This window comes from Thermococcus sp. SY098 (assembly GCF_035621495.1).
Taxonomy (GTDB): Archaea; Methanobacteriota_B; Thermococci; order Thermococcales; family Thermococcaceae; genus Thermococcus_B.
Map to the genome: position 1 here is coordinate 993907 of NZ_CP141821.1, position 17228 is coordinate 1011134.

General features: G+C 42.0%; 24 protein-coding genes. 14 read left to right on the forward strand and 10 right to left on the reverse strand.

Translation table 11 applies throughout. The features are described from left to right. Nucleotides 1-3 precede the first annotated feature (3 nt). Both VFC49_RS05625 and VFC49_RS05630 read right to left on the reverse strand, forming a co-directional pair. Nucleotides 4-267, reverse strand: a complete 264-nt coding sequence (locus tag VFC49_RS05625; RefSeq protein ID WP_013467770.1) for a cation:proton antiporter — start codon at nt 265-267, stop codon at nt 4-6. After that, entirely contained in the window at nt 264-764 is a 501-nt protein-coding gene (locus tag VFC49_RS05630; protein ID WP_324736529.1) for a monovalent cation/H+ antiporter subunit E, read from the reverse strand. Before VFC49_RS05630 ends, VFC49_RS05625 begins: the two co-directional genes overlap by 4 nt. Before the next feature lie 368 nt (nt 765-1132). On the opposite strand from VFC49_RS05630, the gene VFC49_RS05635 reads away from it, so the two are divergent. The 10 genes from VFC49_RS05635 to VFC49_RS05680 all read left to right on the forward strand — a co-directional run bounded on the left by VFC49_RS05635 (nt 1133) and on the right by VFC49_RS05680 (nt 6483). Next, nucleotides 1133-1360 carry a TRAM domain-containing protein gene (locus VFC49_RS05635; protein WP_013467773.1) on the forward strand — a complete coding sequence of 76 codons (228 nt, stop codon included), beginning with the start codon at nt 1133-1135 and terminating at the stop codon, nt 1358-1360. A 90-nt stretch (nt 1361-1450) separates the two neighbouring features. Continuing rightward, on the forward strand, nt 1451-1657 hold the full coding sequence (locus VFC49_RS05640; protein ID WP_324736530.1) for a hypothetical protein: 207 nt from the start codon (nt 1451-1453) through the stop codon (nt 1655-1657). A gap of 55 nt (nt 1658-1712) precedes the next feature. Continuing rightward, a complete protein-coding gene (locus tag VFC49_RS05645; protein ID WP_324736531.1) occupies nt 1713-2987 on the forward strand; it encodes a tRNA (N(6)-L-threonylcarbamoyladenosine(37)-C(2))-methylthiotransferase in 1275 nt (424 codons plus the stop codon). A 53-nt stretch (nt 2988-3040) separates the two neighbouring features. Next, on the forward strand, nt 3041-3271 hold the full coding sequence (locus VFC49_RS05650) for a hypothetical protein (RefSeq protein WP_324736532.1): 231 nt from the start codon (nt 3041-3043) through the stop codon (nt 3269-3271). 84 nt (nt 3272-3355) lie between these two features. Beyond that, entirely contained in the window at nt 3356-3631 is a 276-nt protein-coding gene (locus VFC49_RS05655; RefSeq protein WP_324736533.1) for a hypothetical protein, read from the forward strand. Then, nucleotides 3632-4102, forward strand: coding sequence for a DUF2178 domain-containing protein (locus VFC49_RS05660; RefSeq protein WP_324736534.1), 471 nt, complete (start codon nt 3632-3634; stop codon nt 4100-4102). A 1-nt stretch (nt 4103) separates the two neighbouring features. Beyond that, entirely contained in the window at nt 4104-4301 is a 198-nt protein-coding gene (locus VFC49_RS05665) for a helix-turn-helix transcriptional regulator (protein ID WP_042681714.1), read from the forward strand. 1 nt (nt 4302) lies between these two features. Then, nucleotides 4303-4485, forward strand: a complete 183-nt coding sequence (locus tag VFC49_RS05670) for a hypothetical protein (protein WP_324736535.1) — start codon at nt 4303-4305, stop codon at nt 4483-4485. Further along, nucleotides 4466-5197: an ABC transporter ATP-binding protein gene (locus VFC49_RS05675; RefSeq protein WP_324736536.1), complete on the forward strand. Its 732-nt coding sequence runs from the start codon at nt 4466-4468 to the stop codon at nt 5195-5197. The genes VFC49_RS05670 and VFC49_RS05675 overlap by 20 nt, the downstream gene beginning before the upstream one ends. Continuing rightward, nucleotides 5194-6483, forward strand: a complete 1290-nt coding sequence (locus VFC49_RS05680) for an ABC transporter permease (protein WP_324736537.1) — start codon at nt 5194-5196, stop codon at nt 6481-6483. The genes VFC49_RS05675 and VFC49_RS05680 overlap by 4 nt, the downstream gene beginning before the upstream one ends. 13 nt (nt 6484-6496) lie before the next feature. Here the strand turns inward: VFC49_RS05680 and VFC49_RS05685 are convergent, their stop codons facing one another. After that, nucleotides 6497-6904 (reverse strand): RNA-binding domain-containing protein, encoded by a 408-nt coding sequence (locus tag VFC49_RS05685; RefSeq protein ID WP_324736652.1) that lies wholly within the window; start codon nt 6902-6904, stop codon nt 6497-6499. A gap of 94 nt (nt 6905-6998) precedes the next feature. On the opposite strand from VFC49_RS05685, the gene VFC49_RS05690 reads away from it, so the two are divergent. Further along, nucleotides 6999-7808 carry a ZIP family metal transporter gene (locus tag VFC49_RS05690; RefSeq protein WP_324736538.1) on the forward strand — a complete coding sequence of 270 codons (810 nt, stop codon included), beginning with the start codon at nt 6999-7001 and terminating at the stop codon, nt 7806-7808. Here VFC49_RS05690 and VFC49_RS05695 read toward each other — a convergent pair. Then, nucleotides 7794-8354 (reverse strand): dephospho-CoA kinase, encoded by a 561-nt coding sequence (locus VFC49_RS05695; protein WP_324736539.1) that lies wholly within the window; start codon nt 8352-8354, stop codon nt 7794-7796. The genes VFC49_RS05690 and VFC49_RS05695 overlap by 15 nt on opposite strands. 92 nt (nt 8355-8446) lie before the next feature. Between VFC49_RS05695 and VFC49_RS05700 the strand changes: the two genes are divergently transcribed. Further along, a complete protein-coding gene (locus tag VFC49_RS05700) occupies nt 8447-8674 on the forward strand; it encodes an AbrB/MazE/SpoVT family DNA-binding domain-containing protein (RefSeq protein ID WP_324736540.1) in 228 nt (75 codons plus the stop codon). Further along, complete coding sequence (locus VFC49_RS05705; protein WP_324736541.1) at nt 8662-9075, forward strand: PIN domain-containing protein; 414 nt, start codon at nt 8662-8664, stop codon at nt 9073-9075. Before VFC49_RS05700 ends, VFC49_RS05705 begins: the two co-directional genes overlap by 13 nt. Before the next feature lie 4 nt (nt 9076-9079). On the opposite strand, the gene VFC49_RS05710 is transcribed toward VFC49_RS05705, so the two are convergent. Together VFC49_RS05710 and VFC49_RS05715 are read right to left on the reverse strand one after the other, a co-directional pair. Next, complete coding sequence (locus VFC49_RS05710) at nt 9080-10177, reverse strand: ATP-binding protein (protein WP_324736542.1); 1098 nt, start codon at nt 10175-10177, stop codon at nt 9080-9082. Nucleotides 10178-10204: 27 nt separating this feature from the next. Next, nucleotides 10205-12427 carry an ATP-dependent DNA helicase gene (locus VFC49_RS05715; RefSeq protein ID WP_324736543.1) on the reverse strand — a complete coding sequence of 741 codons (2223 nt, stop codon included), beginning with the start codon at nt 12425-12427 and terminating at the stop codon, nt 10205-10207. Nucleotides 12428-12479: 52 nt separating this feature from the next. On the opposite strand from VFC49_RS05715, the gene VFC49_RS05720 reads away from it, so the two are divergent. After that, on the forward strand, nt 12480-13049 hold the full coding sequence (locus VFC49_RS05720; protein WP_324736544.1) for a hypothetical protein: 570 nt from the start codon (nt 12480-12482) through the stop codon (nt 13047-13049). Here VFC49_RS05720 and VFC49_RS05725 read toward each other — a convergent pair. The 4 genes from VFC49_RS05725 to VFC49_RS05740 are packed head-to-tail and all read right to left on the reverse strand — an operon-like array spanning nt 13039 to nt 17165. Further along, on the reverse strand, nt 13039-14013 hold the full coding sequence (locus tag VFC49_RS05725; RefSeq protein WP_324736545.1) for an ABC transporter ATP-binding protein: 975 nt from the start codon (nt 14011-14013) through the stop codon (nt 13039-13041). The two genes, VFC49_RS05720 and VFC49_RS05725, sit on opposite strands and share 11 nt — an antisense overlap. 9 nt (nt 14014-14022) lie before the next feature. Next, the gene (locus tag VFC49_RS05730; protein WP_013467787.1) at nt 14023-15003 is read right to left on the reverse strand and encodes an ABC transporter ATP-binding protein; all 981 of its coding nucleotides are present in this window, start codon (nt 15001-15003) and stop codon (nt 14023-14025) included. Beyond that, entirely contained in the window at nt 14996-16153 is a 1158-nt protein-coding gene (locus VFC49_RS05735) for an ABC transporter permease (protein ID WP_013467788.1), read from the reverse strand. Before VFC49_RS05735 ends, VFC49_RS05730 begins: the two co-directional genes overlap by 8 nt. Before the next feature lie 10 nt (nt 16154-16163). Beyond that, on the reverse strand, nt 16164-17165 hold the full coding sequence (locus tag VFC49_RS05740) for an ABC transporter permease (protein WP_324736546.1): 1002 nt from the start codon (nt 17163-17165) through the stop codon (nt 16164-16166). Nucleotides 17166-17228 lie beyond the last annotated feature (63 nt).

Here is a 17228-nt window from a genome sequence, read left to right on the forward strand (position 1 = left end):
TTGTCACTTCAATCCCCCCTGGAGATATTTTGCTATGACAAGCGTCCCAATGTAGCTCAGCAAGGCATAGACAATTGCAATGTCAATGTAAATTACCCTGTCATATGCTGCACCAAGGAGAATCATCCCCGCAACTATCAGCGTATTCAGTGTGTCAACTCCAACAACCCTATCAGGAACAGTTGGTCCAAAGAGAACCCTCAGCACGCACAGAAATGCACCAATCATTATTATCAAAGCTGAATAAAAGAACTCAGGTGCAATCATCTCCCCAACCTCCTCGCCCATTTTTCAAATGAGCCAGAAACAGGCTCCGAACTTTTTGGCTCTTCCTCCTTCACATAAATCCAATGAACATAGAGGGCTTTTTCTTCCGGACAGGCATCTATTGTGAGCGTTCCTGGGGTTAGGGTTATTGAGTTGCTTAGAATGGTGTATTGGACATCATTTTCAAGCTCAACAGGAACCCTAACTATTCCTGGCCTTATCTTCCCTGTTATCACCCTATAAGCAACATCAAAGTTTGCTTTGACCATTCCCCAGAAAAGGGGCCCAATTGAGTAAACAATAAACTCAAGCCACCTTATCGGATTTAAAAACCTTGCAGTTTTTTCGCCTATGATGTTTTTTGTTGAATAGCCCACTATTGCAGAGAACATTATACCTGCAACAACTTCTTCTGGGCTCCACAACATTCCTTTGGTACCTGCTGTAAGTACCAACCAGAGCATGAATGACCATACAAATGCAGCAATGAAACTCATTTTTCTCACCTCATCTCTTGATTTGCAACGTTCAATACTTAGTTTTCACTAAATCTCAATATATGTTTCGTTTATTACTTTTAAAAGGGTTTTGGAAAGTCCTAAATTCACAATGGAGGTATAAAACGGCTCTTTTTAAACAAAAGATTCTCAACAAAAAGTTTGTAAAAACCAAGGGACGAATGTATACAAATTTGTTAATGCTTGCTTTTAGATAGTTCCAAAATTTCCAATGTATACTTTTGACATAATCGGACCCCTCTCAGCACAATAGATGGGGTAAAATGCAAACATTTATAAACCGTGAAGCATAGTGAAAGTGACGCTCTTCTAATGAGCGTTGAAATATTTGAAAGGAGATATTGGAAATGTATGGAGATAGATTTGGTGGAAATAGAGACAGATTTGGCGGAGTAGCTCCAGTTAAGGTTGGAGAAAGATACACTGTTAAAATCGAAAGTATAGGAAAAGGCGGAGACGGTATAGCCAGGATTAAGGGCTTTGTAGTGTTTGTTCCAAACACCAAAGTCGGTCAGGAAGTTGAGATTGTAATCAACTCTGTCAAGAGAAAGTTCGCTTTTGGAGAAGTTATTTGACTTCACATTCATAGTCCAATTTTTGGACTTCAAACTTTTCTTTTGTTTTGAAATTGAAAAACTTATAAGATTGAATGAGAAATTTCACTCATGAGAAGATTAAAGCTTATTCTTGATGAATTTAGCACCTTGATTTTTATCCTTGCGATATTTGTTACTGTTTTGATGATTAGGTTCCTAGTAATAGGCATTTACAGACTTACAGGAAGTCCATTACTAGCTATCATTATCGCCTTTGGCATGCTCATTGTGATTGGCTTTTTCCTGTTTTTGAAGGATAAAACAAGAAAGATATAACACTTCACACATTCAGCCAATTAAGTTTTTAAAGCGCTAAGCTTAGCAATTTGCGATGAGAGTTCACATTGAAACTTATGGATGCACGAGGAATAAAGCGGATGCAGAAATCATGGAAGCCCTCTTGGTTAATGCGGGTTATAAAATAGTTGATTTGGATAGCGCAGACTATGTAATCGTGAACACCTGTGCTGTGAAAGACCCAACAGAAAATCACATGAGAAAGAGAATTAAAGAGCTCCTTGATGCTGGCAAAAAGGTTATTGTTACCGGTTGTTTGCCCCATATTAACATTGAGGCAATAGATGAAAGAGTATCAGCAATCTTAGGCGTTAAGAGCATAAGCAGAATTACCGAAGCTATTGAGCTGGCAGAAAGAGGGGTAAAGCTCATTGATGTGGATCAGAGGAAGATAGACAAGCTTGAACTTCCCAGGATGTGGAAGAGCAAAGTAGTCTTTGTTGTGCCGATCAGTGAGGGCTGCTTAAATGCATGCACATACTGTGCAACACGCTTTGCAAGGGGAGTTCTGAAGAGTTACTCCCCAGAAAAAATTGTCAGATGGGTTAAAGAGGCATTGGCTAAAGGATACAAAGAAATACAGCTTTCAAGCGAAGATACTGGCTGCTATGGTTTTGATATCGGAACAAACTTAGCTGAGCTTTTAGACGAGCTAACATCCATTGAAGGAGAGTTTAGAATTAGAGTCGGCATGATGAACCCAAATCATGTCATAAAGTTCCTTGATGAGCTAATTGATGCCTACAAAGATGAAAAGATTTACAAATTCCTGCATTTGCCCGTTCAGAGTGGAGATAATGAAATTCTAAGGAAAATGGGCAGAACGTACACAGTTGAAGACTTTGAGGTCATAGTCAAGGCTTTTAGGAAAGAGTTCCCAGAGTTGAACCTAAACACGGATATAATTGTTGGGTTCCCCGGAGAAAGCGAAGAGGCTTTCCAGAATACCGTTGAGCTCATAAAGAGGGTTAAGCCAGATAAGATAAACGTTTCAAGATTCTCTCCAAGACCCGGAACTTTAGCGGCAAGAATGCCAAATCAGATAGTTGGCTGGCGTGTTAAGGAGCGCTCCCGCTATCTTCACCGCTTGAGGTTGGCTATAAGCTATGAGATAAACCAGAAGTATGTTGGAAGGGAACTCTTAGTTTTAACACACGGGGAAGGGAAGAAAGGAGGAGTTGAAGGCAGAACGATGAACTACAAGGAGATAATTCTGCCAGAGGCTCCAATTGGAGAATTCGTAAAAGTAAAAGTTACGAAGGCAACTGCAACTTATCTGATGGGAGGTCTTGTTACATCCCTTCTTTGAAATACGAAAGCCGTATTAACCTTGTAGAAAAAGTCTCTTTTGGATGAAGAATAATGAAAAGCATACTACTTATTCAGAGCTGCAGGGGATGTGAACGGCTGATTAATTATTATTTAAAACTTCACAGCTTTTCCAGAGAGCTCTTTCTTGTCAGAGGTGAATATAACATCATTGCAGAAATAGAATATGAAGACTACGAGAGCTTCAAAAAGTTAGTTTCTGAGCTCTGCAGGCTTCACGAAATTTTCAAAATAGAGATCCTGAATGTAAAGAGCATCTTCTAATCCAAGTGCAGTCTAACATTAGCACAAAACTTATAAGTGATGTAAAGTAAACTTTACGTAAAGGAAACTTTACATGGAGGTAGTATGATGAGAGTTGCGGGCATATTGGGGATAGTAGCAATATTCGGCTACGTTTATTTAGTTCTGAGATTCGAGAACAAAGATGAGAGATTTAACATGATAAACGCAAAAAGCCATGTATGGGCAGTAAGCTTCCTTCTCCTCGGAAATTTGCTTGTGCAAATTCTTGATTATCTTGATAAAACCGATAAAATGTTCGTATTGGGATTTGCAACCGCAGTGATATTAGCGAGCCTTGGATACATTCTGGCGTTTGTATATTATTTGAAGGTGATGTGAATGACCGAGCTGATAGTTAATTTCCTTATCTGGGCTTTTCTGGCTACAATAACTACCCTAATTCTGCTCTATCTTTCAAGAGGAGATGAGAAGAAGAAAACACTCATCCCCGCAATGCTTGTGGTATTAACTATGGGTTATCTAATGGGCTATGCTGTCAGCAACGGCAACTTATCCCTTGCATTCTCCGTATTTTTGGTCGGCGGTATTATGCTTAACCTATACTACGCTTCACTAAAAAGGAAAGGCTACGTGCTCGAAGACGAAAGAACTCTGAGAATTGAGGAGATTTCAGCGAGAAGAACCCTTCAAGTGTTCATGATAACCCTCGCTTTTATTGTGATTTATCTCTCAATAGTCCAGCAGAGAAATCCAGCGCTTAAGAGTGCCTTCATTTTGGCTGAAGCTTTGCTTGTAGCTGTGATGCTCCTTCACATGGCGTTCAGAGCATATTACAGCAGGGTGATGTAACGTGAAAAACAAGCTAAGAGAGCTTAGAGAAGCGAGAGGTCTAACACAGGAAGAGCTGGCAAAGATATTGGGGGTTACAAGGCAGACGATAATAGCGATTGAAAAGGGTAAGTACGATCCCTCATTAAGGTTAGCCTTCAAGATTGCAAGGTTCTTTGGGGTTAAAATCGAGGATATCTTCATCTATGAAGGTGATTGAGATGTTTAGGAGCAAATACAGAGAAAGGGCTTGGTGGTCGATGTTTGTTGGACTTCTTTTTGCATTTTCTGGTGCTTATGGGAAGCTCAAGCCCATGATCATTGTTGGAATACTGTTTGCGACCTTTGGAGTTATACTTCTCGAATACGATCGGAGGGTTGCAAATGGCGGCGGTAAAAGTTGAAAATCTCGAAAAAGACTATGGAAAAGTTAAAGCTCTAAAAGGGATAAGCTTTGAGATTAAAGAAGGAGAGATTTTTGGCTTGATTGGACCTAACGGTGCTGGAAAATCAACAACCCTCAAGATCTTAGCTACCCTTCTAATACCAACCGGAGGAAGAGCTGAGGTTTATGGGTATGATGTTGTGAGTGAGGCTGATGAGGTCAGAAAGCTCATTAGTTATCTCCCAGAGGAAGCTGGGGCATACAAAAATCTCACCGGATACGAATACTTGGAGTTCATGGCAAAGCTTTATGCAAAGACTGGAAAAAGCGTTGAAGAAATGCTGAAGTTTGGCGTCAAAATAGCGGGACTTGGGGAAAGAATTCACGACAAAGTCGCAACTTATTCAAAAGGTATGACAAGAAAGCTTCTGCTTGCAAGGGCCTTAATGGTCATGCCAAAGCTTGCCATTCTTGACGAGCCTGCAAGCGGTCTTGATATAGTAAACGCTTACGCAATTAGACAGACAATCAAAAGATTTGCAAGAGAGGAGGGAGTTACATTTCTCATCTCAAGCCACAACATGCTCGAGGTTGAATTCCTGTGCGACAAGGTGGCTTTGATAAACAAAGGCGTCATCGTTGATATTGGCACTCCCAAAGAGCTGAAAGAGAAGTACAACGCCGAAAACCTCGAAGAAGTCTTCATGAAAGCCGTGGGGGTGAAATTATGAGCGACTTTTTTGTAATGGTCATGAAGGAGCTTAAAGACTTAATGAGGAACAAACAAATTATAGTCGGAATGATAATCGTACCGCTCATCCTCTTCCCAGCTTTAGGAAAAATGATAAGCTTTGGAATGAGCGAAGCAAAAGAAGAGACCAAAGTCATCCTCGTCAACTTTGATGAAGGAAAATACGGCAATGTGTTGATCAGTGCTTTAAAGGCAGCTCCAAACGTTACCGTAACGCTCATTGATGCCCAAACAGTGCAAGAAGCAATTCAGAAGGCCCAGGCAGAGGGATATAATGTCGTCGTAATAATTCCAAAGGATTTCTCCAAAAACATTGAAGCAAACCAAAAGACGTATGTTGAGGTTTACGCTGTATTCAAAGGGATAAGTGCTGGAATCAAAGAGAGCGTAAGTGAAGGAAGAATTAACGCTGTTCTACAAGTCCTTAACGAAGAGCTGGCAAAGCTGAAGATAAGTGAGGTGGAGAAAGGTAATCCAGAAGCAATTTTACATCCAATAGACGCAAAAAGCTACTCAGTGATTCAAGGGAGAATTGTAAATGTCCCTCCCTCAATCGTCTCTGGAATAATTTACTCTCAGGCATTCTCCATTCCGCTGGTGCTCTTCATAATGATAAGCTATGTCTCACAGATGGCAGCAACAACAATGGCAGCCGAAAAAGAGAACAAGACACTTGAAACTCTTCTAACCCTCCCAGTTAGAAGGGTAACGATAATAACCGGTAAAATGGTGGGAACAGCAATAATAGCCCTTGTTGCGTCAATTGCTTACATGATTGGTCTGAAATACTACATAAGCTCATTTACTCCCGAAAACATGGCTCAAATCGGGATTACCCTGAAAGACCTTGGACTTGAGATGACGCCCAAAGGAGCTCTGCTCTTCGGGATTTCGCTGTTCCTGAGCATAGTTTTCGCCTTAAGCTTGGCAATGCTCATCTCGGTGTTTGCAGAAGACATAAGAAGCGCAAGCACGATGGTCAGCATGATTATGATGCCTCTCCTCTTCTCAATCTGGATTCTAATGTTCAAAGATGTTTCAACCCTCCCACCGGCAGTTAAATACTTCCTCTATGCAATTCCATTCAGCCATCCGGTGATAGCTTCAAGGGCAGTTCTTTTGAAGCAGTACGGCATAGTTTACGCTGGAATAGCTTATCTTCTCTTCATCAGCGGGGCAATGCTCTACATAACTGCAAAGTTCTTCTCAACGGAAAAGGTGCTTACGGCAAAGCTGAAGTGGGGGAAGAGGAAAAGAACTGAGTAGCTTTTTCTTCTTTTCACTCTATCGGAACTCCATCCTTCGTTCTTGGAGCCAGCCATTTCATAAGCCTTTGGGGATCCTTGGTTCTTATTGTAATTGTTATTGGTCCCAGAGGGGATTCCTCATTGAAGTTCACCTTTCCAGCATAAGCCACCTGCTTGTGGACTTTGATTATAATTTCTTCACCAAAGTAGCCATCCTCAAGAAAGGCCCTTGCCGTGTCGAGAATAGCCTGCCCTCTAAAAAGCTCATACAGCCTTTGTAAGGCTTTTTTGTTCTTTGTTTTTCCAACTAAGATTATGTAATCTCCTTTATCAAACGCTTCAAACTCCAAACCCGGGACTAAATTAAGCATGGCCTTCTTTACCTTCTCAATGTCCTCAGTGGGATAAACATAAGCTTCAACTTCAACTTCTTCAAACATCTCTCTCACCATTGCTGCTCTCCTCCATGGCGGTTTTAAAGTTTTGGGCAACGTTTATAAGTTTAGGAAAACCTAAAATATTTAGGTGTAATGCATGCTGGAAAACTTCATCCAGAATATGGCGGGCTATATACTCTCAGCATCAAACGGAAACATCATTATCATTGCCTTCTATGCTGGACTGTTCGTTGCTTTAATGACATCTCTTGGCTCGTTAGTTGCGATATTTGCTAAAAGCCTTCCAGAATGGAGTGTTGAGTTCAGTCTAAGCTTTGCCGCTGGAGTCATGATTGTTGCAAGCTTTACAAGCTTAATTCTGCCAGCGATAGAATCAACCAATAGCTTTTCCCCATCTGGAATTGGAGTATTTTTGGGTGTTGTTTTGATCTTTGGAATAGACAAGCTTCTCCCACATGAGCACATCATTAAAGGCTATGAGGGCCCAAAAGAGCTGAAGGATAAGCTAAAAGTTGTCTGGTTAATCATCTTTGCAATGGTAATCCACAACCTCCCAGAAGGACTGGCCGTTGGGACCTCGATAGTTTACAACCTTGAAACCGGACTTGTTACAGCCTTAGCAATAGGAATCCAGGACTTCCCGGAGGGTATCGTCGTTGCACTGCCTCTGGCTGTGCTCCAGAAGAGAAGATTGCAACCAATACTCATTGGAGTTCTGAGCGGAGTCGCTGAAATGGTTATGGCAGTTCTCGGGGCATTGCTGTTTGTTAAACTAAGCTGGCTTCTCCCCTATGGTCTGGGCTTAGCTGGAGGAGCAATGCTGTACATAACGGTTAAAGAGATGATCCCTGAAATTTACAAAAAAGAGGAAAACGAAACCCTCATAACAGTTGGCTTCTTCTTGGGCTTTTACGTGATGCTGTTTCTGGATTCAATGCTTGGCTAATCCAAGCTTCTTTGCCAGTTCCTCAATTTCTTTTCTGTAATCATCAATGTGGTTGTCGTTCACTATCATGTAATCTGCAAGAGCTATAACGTTCCCGATGCCGAATTTAAGCTCCTTCCAGTCCCTTGCCTCGAAGTCTGCCCAGGTTTTTGGGTCATCACTCCTGCCTCTCCGCTTTAAGCGCTCAAACCTCTTTTTTGGGGAAGAATGGACTGCTATAATTATAATCTCTTGGTCTGGAAAGGCATCTTTGAACGTTTGGATTTCATCCAAAGAACGGACACCATCAATAATAACTGCCTTATGTTTCTTTAAAAGCTCTTTAACCCTCGGAACCGTCAGCTTTGCAACAGCGTTGTCTCCTAGCTCTTGCCTCAGCTGAATGCTGATTTTATTCATTCCATCTGGAGTCCTTGGAATTCCTCTCTTGTCTGCCTCTTCCCTCACAATATCCCCCATTGAAACGTGAGGAACGCCATATTTTGAGAAAATCCTTACAACTTCACCTTTACCAGAACCGGGCATGCCTACTACACAGATTATCATTGCCCATCCTCAGATAAATGGGGAGGGTTTAAAAGATTATCCGTTAGATTAATATAGTACATTAGCGAACCTACTACTACGGTGAATCTACTATGGCAATAACTAAGGTAACTCGAAACTATCAGGTTACAATTCCCGCTGAGATAAGGAAGGTACTTGGCATAAAAGAAGGTGAATTGCTCGAAGTTAAACTTGAGGGCGACAGAATAGTCCTTCAGAGGTTGAGAAAGAAAAGAAAGACCTTGAAGCTCGGGAAGGGCATGACCACAGAGGAGATAGAGAAGTCAATTGAGGAGGGTATGAGAGAATGCATGCAGTAATAGATACCAACGTTTTGATCTACGATACATTTGAAGACCTTGAGTTCCACACCAAGGCAAGAAAGCTACTTGATTCACTCGATGCATGGTATGTTCCCACGATAGTTTTGCAAGAATACGTGTGGTTCTTCAAAAACAACGGGCTTTCGGTTAAAGAGGCGAGAAGTATGTTAGACGAATACTTCAGTGATCCGAGATTCAGAAATCTAAGAGAAAACGCCAGTATCGTTAAAAGAGCTCTTATTATGCTGGAAGAGGAAAAACTTTCACTGTCAAGATTCAACGATGCCATGATACTTGTCCATGCAATTGAAAGAAGATATTCGCTGGCAACGTTTGATAGAAAGCTTAGAAAACTTGCAGAAAGGAATAGTGTTAAGATTGTCCCCGAAAAGCTATAAATTGCTATTTAACAAATGCATGCTTCAAAACTGGGTCAGCAATTTTGTAATAAACATTCCTTCCTTCCACAACCTTTTCAATGAACGAAGAATCAAGCAGAGCATTCAGCAGTCTTGCGAGTGTTGAATCTGTAATGTGCTTTTTCTCAGCTTTTTCAAGCTCCTCCTTTATTTCACTCCACGTGTTTTTTCCAGAGGCTATGCTTCTCATGACCACAATGTATCTCCTCTTGGCGAGGGGTCTTTTCTCCAAGAAGCGCTTAAATTCGGAAAATGCAAGCCTGCTCGCTTCTTCAAGCACTTCATTTACAATTTCTTTGCTTATTCCTTTCCTCCAACTTAGCAGACCGAATTTAACCAGCCAGCCAACAATCCCGTCAAGCTTGTCTACGGCAAGCTCAAGGATGTGCTCGTCAGGATAAAGGTCAAGCTGCTCAAAGCCCTTCCTCAGAAAGTCTAGGCTTCGCTCCCTACTGAACCGTGTTAGTTCAATTTCATAGAACATCCTGCCGTACAATGGAGCATTTGGATTTTCCACACCTATGAAATCATAAAGAAGGCCGATTTCACTTCCGCTTAAGATAAAGCACAAACTTCCATAATCATAGAAGTGAGCTATCAGATGAGAAAGCTCTTTACCAGCTGGTCCTCTAATTTCCTGCACCTCGTCAAAGGCAACAACAAAGCCCTCATTGTCCAAGAGTGAAAACAGCGAATAAAGAGTGTCTGGAGTTCTCCATGAAAGTGATATTTTCATGCCAAAAAGCTCAACTCCATCAATGAGTTTGAGCTTCTCTTTCATCTTCTCAAACAGTCTCCTGTTTTCTTGGAAATATCTGTTTAGAGCATGCTGAATTCTTTCATAAAGTTCTTTTCTTGAGTTTGGATTTACTCCCCTCAAATCAACTATTATAAACGGAAATTCGCTTTCATTCAAAGCAACCCTTAGTAGAGATGTCTTCCCAAGCCTTCTTATGCCTTTTATAACTATAAGCGGCTTTCTCTGTGAGAGTAAATCCAAAAGTTCATTAAGCTCCTTTTCCCTATCATACAAATCCTCCCGCCTTTCCTTAGGCCTCTCGTCAAAGTACAAAGCTACCACCCTGGTAGTACACTACCACCCAGATAGTTATAAGCCTTTCCCAAAATAGTAATCCAAAGTTCCTTTCTTTGGCTTGGATTTCTCCTTAGGCTTATCCTCTGGCTTGTCAGAATCTTTGATATTTTTCAACAATGGAAGCTCAACCCCAAAATGCTTGTAAATTCTCTCCAAAACTTTAACACCAATACCTTCAACGGCTAAAAGCTCACTCGGCTTAGCCTTTACAATGTCATTAACGGTTTTAAAGCCCGCATTGTACAAGGCTCTTGCCCTCTTCCTCCCAATCATTGGAAGCTCCACCAGTTCTAACAGCTCCTCTCTAACGCCATGTTTAAGCCTCAGGTGAAGCCTCCTGAGGTATCTGATTGTCTCGCCCCTTGCATTGAGAACCTTCGCAAGCTCAATTAGAGAGTACATTAACCAATCTGCAAGCTCAATAATCCTATACAAGTCTCCGGTATCAATTCCATAAGCCTCAATCAGCTTTGCTTCACTTACTTCATTGATCCAATCCAAGAGCAGCTTCGCCGTCTTGATTTCACTCAAAAACTTCTGAAACTCATAGTCCTCCCAGTAAGGAATTGAACGGTACAAGTAATCTTCCATCTCATAAGCATAATCGAGATAACTTTCCTGCTCCTTCCTCTTTATGCTGAGCGTTCCCATGTCTGGAGTTGATGCCAAAAGCTGGAAGATGCCAAGAGGATTTGGATTTTCCTCTATCTGGGGCAAGGCATCTTTGAATTTTTTAGCTGTGAGGGGATCAAGATAGAGCTGGGAAGTCCTTATACCAAAGGGCAACGCTATAAAGCGGTCATTTAGGTCAATATCTATGAACTCGTTCTCAAGGAGGAAGTAAACTATGCTCTTCGCTTTGCCTTCAAGAATCTCTAAGTCTTTTCTCTGATGATAATAGAAGGTCTTCTCCAAAAACCTTATCAACTCGCGGAAGCTTTCAACTCCAAAGTTTGTAATCAAAGCTAAAACTTGGCTTCTAAATGCAGCATCGTTGGAGAGCATGGAGAACAGCTTTTCAGGCTTTCCAAATATGTATTTCCCCATGAGTTCTTCCGGCTTTTCTGTTTTTGCAACGATAATAGCCTCACCTTCTTTATCGTATTTTGGCCTTCCAGCCCTTCCCATCATCTGCTGGATTTCAAGAACGGGGATATCAGACCAGCCGAAAGTTGAGTACCTCTTCGTATCGCGGATTATAATTCTAAAGGAGGGGAGATTTACACCCATAGCTAATGTCGGCGTCGCAGTTAAGACTTTTATCAGTCCTTCCCTAAATGCATCCTCAATCAAAGTTCTCTCCGCTCTTCCTAATCCAGCATGATGAAAGGCAGCACCGTTAACTAAAACCTCCTTAAGTTTATCATTGGTTGGATTGCTCTCCAATGACTCAGCCAGCTCTTTTAATCTCCTTGCTTCGGGCTTTGTTAAAAGTCGCCTGACTTTCTTGCCAAGCATTGCCGCTTCTTTTTCCGCTGATCTTCTCGTGTTCACAAAAACCAGAGCTTGTTTGCCCTTTTTGACAGCATCAATTACGAGAGAGTCCCACTGAGGTGGAAACTTATCAACTTTGCCATCTTCCCAAATCAGCTGACCGTGAGCAAAGACACCCTTCCTAAGTTTCACAGGGCGCCACTCGCTAACCACAAGCTTTGCGTTCAGCCATTCAGCCAGCTCCTCGGCATTTCCAACGGTTGCGCTCAATCCCAAAATCTGGGCTTTACCAAGCATATGCGATAATATCATCTCCAAAGTGGCACCCCTATCATAAGAACCCAAAAGATGAATTTCATCTGCAACAATAAGCTTTACATCCCTAATCCATCTCGATTTATGCCTCAAAAGGGAGTCAAACTTCTCTGACGTTGCTATGATCATGTCATATTTGCCCAGCCATTCTTCACTGCTGTCATAATCTCCAGTCGTTACAGCAACCCTAACCCCCAAATCTTCCCATGTTTTAAACTCCCTGTATTTTTCTTCAGCCAGAGCCTTAAGAGGGACTAAATAAACCGCCTTCCCTCCTTCAGTAAAGAGCTTGTGGAGCATCACAATTTCAGCAACGAGGGTTTTTCCGCTCGCTGTTGGAATTGCCAAAAGCAAATTCTCTCCATTGAGAACACCGCTCTTCAGAGCTTCAGCTTGAGGAGGATAAAACTCGCTAATGCCACGCTCTTTAATCTTCCCGATTATCCTCTCATCTACACCAAATTTTGAAAGCTCATCAACCTGCATTGCATATCCACTAAGGGAAAAGCGTTTATAGGCTTTTGGTTTAGATAATGGCATGAAAGTTGAAGTACCTTATCTGGTATTTGAAGTAAATGGAAAGGAATATATGATTGATGCCCACTTTTCAAGGAAGCTTGAGCGGATTGAAAGAGTCAGCACTTTAATCCGACCGATAGATAGAACTCTATCAAAAACTGCAGAAGCACCTCTTCCAATACTCCTACAGAAAAATGAAATTGAGGGATTCCTAAAAAATCTGTTTGTTGAGGTTTATGAACGCTCCGGAGAAAAGCTGAACAAAAGATTGGCACACATGAGAAAATGGAATATCCTCAGGCTCATTGGAATTCCAACTGGTTTTTCAAGGCATGTAGAGAAAGACGAACAGCTTGCAAAAGAAAACAGAGAGGCTATGCTATCCCTGGCGATATTAAGAAAAATTCTTGGAGTTAAAACCCCCACAGAACTTGATAAGATCAAGATAGTTCCAAAAGAATACCTCTACTACAGGATTGAACTCAAAAATAGAGAAATTTTCAACGAAAAAGGAGAAAAAGATGGCATATATACACAGCTCTTGGAGATCGATGGAGGTTTTAGGCATGCTCTGCTTTCTATGATTTAGCATAAAGCCAGCAGGCAACATGATGGTCTCTCTCAACCTCAACCATTGGAGGTTCTTCTTTTCTGCACACATCCTTTGCAAACGGACATCTTGGGTGGAACCTGCACCCAGCCGGTGGGTTTATCGGGCTCGGAGGTTCACCTCTAACAATCTTGCGTTTTGCCCTAAGCTCTTTAGCCATCTCCGGATCTGGAACCGGAATAGCTGAGAGGAGCATTTGGGTGTAGGGATGGAGTGGATTTTCGAATATTTTATCAGCTGGACCTACCTCGACAAGCTTTCCAAGGTACATAACTCCCATCCTGTGGCTCATGTACTTGACGACACCCAAATCGTGGGAGATGAAGAGATAAGTGAACCCATGCTTATCCTGCAAGTCCTTGAGAGTGTTCAGGATGTTCGCCTGGACTGAAACATCCAAAGCAGACGTTGGCTCATCAAGTACTATGAACTCTGGTTTAAGAGCCATTATTCTCGCTAAGGCAATTCTCTGTCTCTGACCACCGCTGAACTCGTGGGGATATCTGTAGAGGTGCATCTCGTTGAGCCCAACGCTTTTCAGGAGGTTTACTACAAATTCCTCAGGATCATCGACTTCAATGCCATGAAATCTCACGGGCTCCATGATTATTTCAAACACCGTCTGTCTTGGATTTAGGGATGAGTACGGATCCTGAAACATTATCTGGGCTTTCCTCCTGAACCATTTGAGCTCATCACCTTTAAGCTCCATAACGTTCTTGCCTTCAAAGAGGATTTCACCAGCAGTTGGCTCTATCAAACGAAGGATTGTTCTTCCTGTCGTTGTCTTACCACAGCCGCTCTCGCCTACTAAGCCAAAGGTTTCACCCTTGTATATCTCAAAGCTTATGTCATCAACTGCCTTAACCCAGCCCTTTGTGAAAAATAAGCCTTTCACGGGAAAGTACTTTTTGAGATGTTTAACTTCTAACACTTTCTCCATGCTCTCACCTCAGTAAAGGTGACATGCTACAAAATGCCCATCTTCCATTTCTTTCAGCTCAGGTACTTTACGCTTGCACACCTCTGTTGCAAATGGACATCTCGGATGGAATCTGCAGCCACTCGGCGGTGTTATCAGATTCGGCACTGTTCCGGGAATAGCCTCTAAGCGCTCAATCTTTGTCATTGGATTTGGCACAGCCTTAAGAAGACCCTTGGTGTATGGATGTAAAGGATTCTTGAAGATCTGCTCCACTGAACCAATCTCAACTATCTTTCCAGCATACATCACAGCTACTCTGTCGGCAGTTTCGGCAACAACACCTAAGTTATGTGTGATCAAAATGACCGTTGCTTTGTATTTTTCCTTAAGCTGGTTAATCAAGTCAAGGATCTGGGCTTGGACTGTAACATCCAAAGCCGTTGTAGGCTCATCGGCAATGAGAATCTTTGGATTGTTTGCGATTCCAATTCCAATAACCACTCTCTGCTTCATTCCACCGCTCAGCTCATGAGGATAATTCTTGACCCTATTTTCTGGATCGGGGATAAGAACGGATCTTAAAATGTCAACAGCTTTTTTAATTCCCTCTTTTATGCTCTCAACCTTTCCATGAACTTCCATTGCCTCGGCTATTTGATAACCTACTGTGTAAAGAGGATCAAGTGAAGCATGAGGATCCTGGAAGATGTAAGCTATTTCATTCCCCCTAATTTCCCTGATCTGCTCTTCATTAAGTTTGAGGAGATCAACGACTGTACCATCTTCCTTATGATACAGTACCTCACCCTCAACGATCCTTCCTGGACTCTCAATCAGCTGAGTTAATGCCCTTGAGGTTACGCTCTTTCCACAGCCTGTTTCTCCAACCAATGCGAAAGTTTCACCCCTGTACACATCAAATGAAACTCTTTCTATTGCCTTAACTATTCCGGCGTAAGTGTAAAAGTGAACGGTTAGGTTTCTAACTTGCAAAATTGGTTCAGGCATTTGCCTCACCCTCCTTCTTGCTCTTCTTCACTTTGAACTCAATGCTCCTTCTTGTCTTTGGATCAAGTATGTCTCTGAGACCGTCACCCAGCAGGTTCCAGCCCAATGCCACAAGCATGACAACCAATCCTGGATAGAACACCAGCCACCATGCCTTCGGGAAGTACTGAGCTCCATCATAAACTATTCTACCCCAGTCAGCTATTGGGGGAGTTGCACCTAATCCAAGAAAGCTCAATCCAGCTTCCATAAGGATTACTCCACCGAAATCAAGTGTTATGTACACCAGTATGGGCCCAATTATGTTTGGCAGTATATGTTTGAACATTATTGTTCTCGCTGGCAGTCCTATAGCCCTTGCTGCTTCTATGTACAGCTTCTCCTTTTCTGTTAGAGTTGACCCTCTCGTTATTCTTGCATAAGCTGGCCACCAAACGATGATCATCGCCAATATGACCGCCAAAAGTCTTCCGAGGTTTCCAGCTTCTCTAACATCTAAGGCAAATAACCACAACACAAATTTTTGCACAGCCTCGTGTGTGGAAATAAAATTCTGGATTCTTTCGGGGAGCACTGCAGACAGTGCAATTGCCAAGATCAACGCTGGAAATGCAAGAAACATATCTGTTATACGCATTATTAGCTCGTCAACTTTTCCCCCGTAATAACCTGCTATGAGTCCAAGGATTATCCCAAGAGGTACCCCAAGGGATATGACTATTATTGAGATTACAAAGCTTGTCCTGGCACCGCTCAGGATTAAACTCAGCAGATCTCTACCATAGTGATCCGAACCAAGGGGGAAGGTTATTACAGTATTATTGTAGTAGTCAAGGACAAATTTGCTTCCTGGTGGCGCTAAGACGATTTTATCATAGCTCTTTGTATAGAGCATCGGGAAGAAGTTGTACCTCCAGTGTGCTAACCTTGGTCCAAAGATTCCTACTAAGATGAACAGAATCACAAGGAACAGCCCAATCAGGGCAGGTGGGGATCTGTTAAGAGCGTAAAGCATTAAGCGCCATTCTTCCATCTTTGATTTGTTCTTTTCTTTCCAGCCCTTTTTGAATAAGCTTATGAACGAACCCAATCCATAAACAATTTTGTCTGCAAGCTTATCCAAAATGCTCTTTTTGTATTCCTCTTGCATCTTGACCACCTCAGTATCTAACCCTTGGATCGATTACTGCATAGAGTATATCAACCACCAAATTCGCGGTAACGTAAATTATTGCGTAGATGAACGTTATTGCCACAACTGCTGGAAAGTCAAGGTTCTGAATTGAGAGTATAGCATACCTACCCATTCCTGGTAGGGCAAAGACAGTCTCTGTGATTGGTGTTCCAGCCAATAAGCCTCCAAACTGAAGACCAAGAACTGTAACGATTGGAACTAAGGCGTTCTTGAGGGCATGTCTGTACATCCTCAGCTTTGGAACCCCCTTAGCTTTCAGGAATTGGATATAATCACCGCTAAGGGCTTCAAGGAAGGAGTTTCTGACAAACCTTGCCAGCACACCCGTACCCATAAATCCAAGCACAAACCCTGGAAGCCAAAATCTTGCCAAATGTTGCTTGAAAAGGGTGAAGTTTCCAGTAAGGAGGGAATCAATTATAGGTATGTGGGTAATTTGAACTGGCGGCGCTGGGGGAACTCCAGCTAAGTTCGTTATCCTAAACTTCACAAAGAACACAAACAGAAGTAGATAGCCCAACCAGAAAACTGGTGTCGAAACTCCAATGAGGGCAAAAATCCTAACAAGGGTATCTATCCATGTGTTACGCTTCAATGCAGATATCAAACCAAGAGGAATTCCAATTAATATCGTGAATGTGAACGCAATTATAGCCAGCTGAAATGTCACGGGAAAACGGTCTTTAATATCATCAAACACGGGATTTGAAGTTCTTGGATCAATCAGGGTGTTTGTTGCCAAACCTTTTATCAAAAACCAGTACTGATCATACCACGGCTCATTTAAGTGATATCTTTCCTTGATTCTTTCAACAGCCTCTGGAGATGCTTTTTCACCCCCAGCCCAAGCTTTAGCGGGATCTGCTGGAATTACATATGCTATTAAAAATACAATTATTGTGACCCCAACTATTGTCGGAATGAATGTTAGAATCCTTCTGATTAAGAACTTCTTGAGATCAGCCATTTCCGTCCCTCCACTTAAGCTTTTTGCAGTTTATTGGGATAGCTGAAATTTAAAATTAAAGAA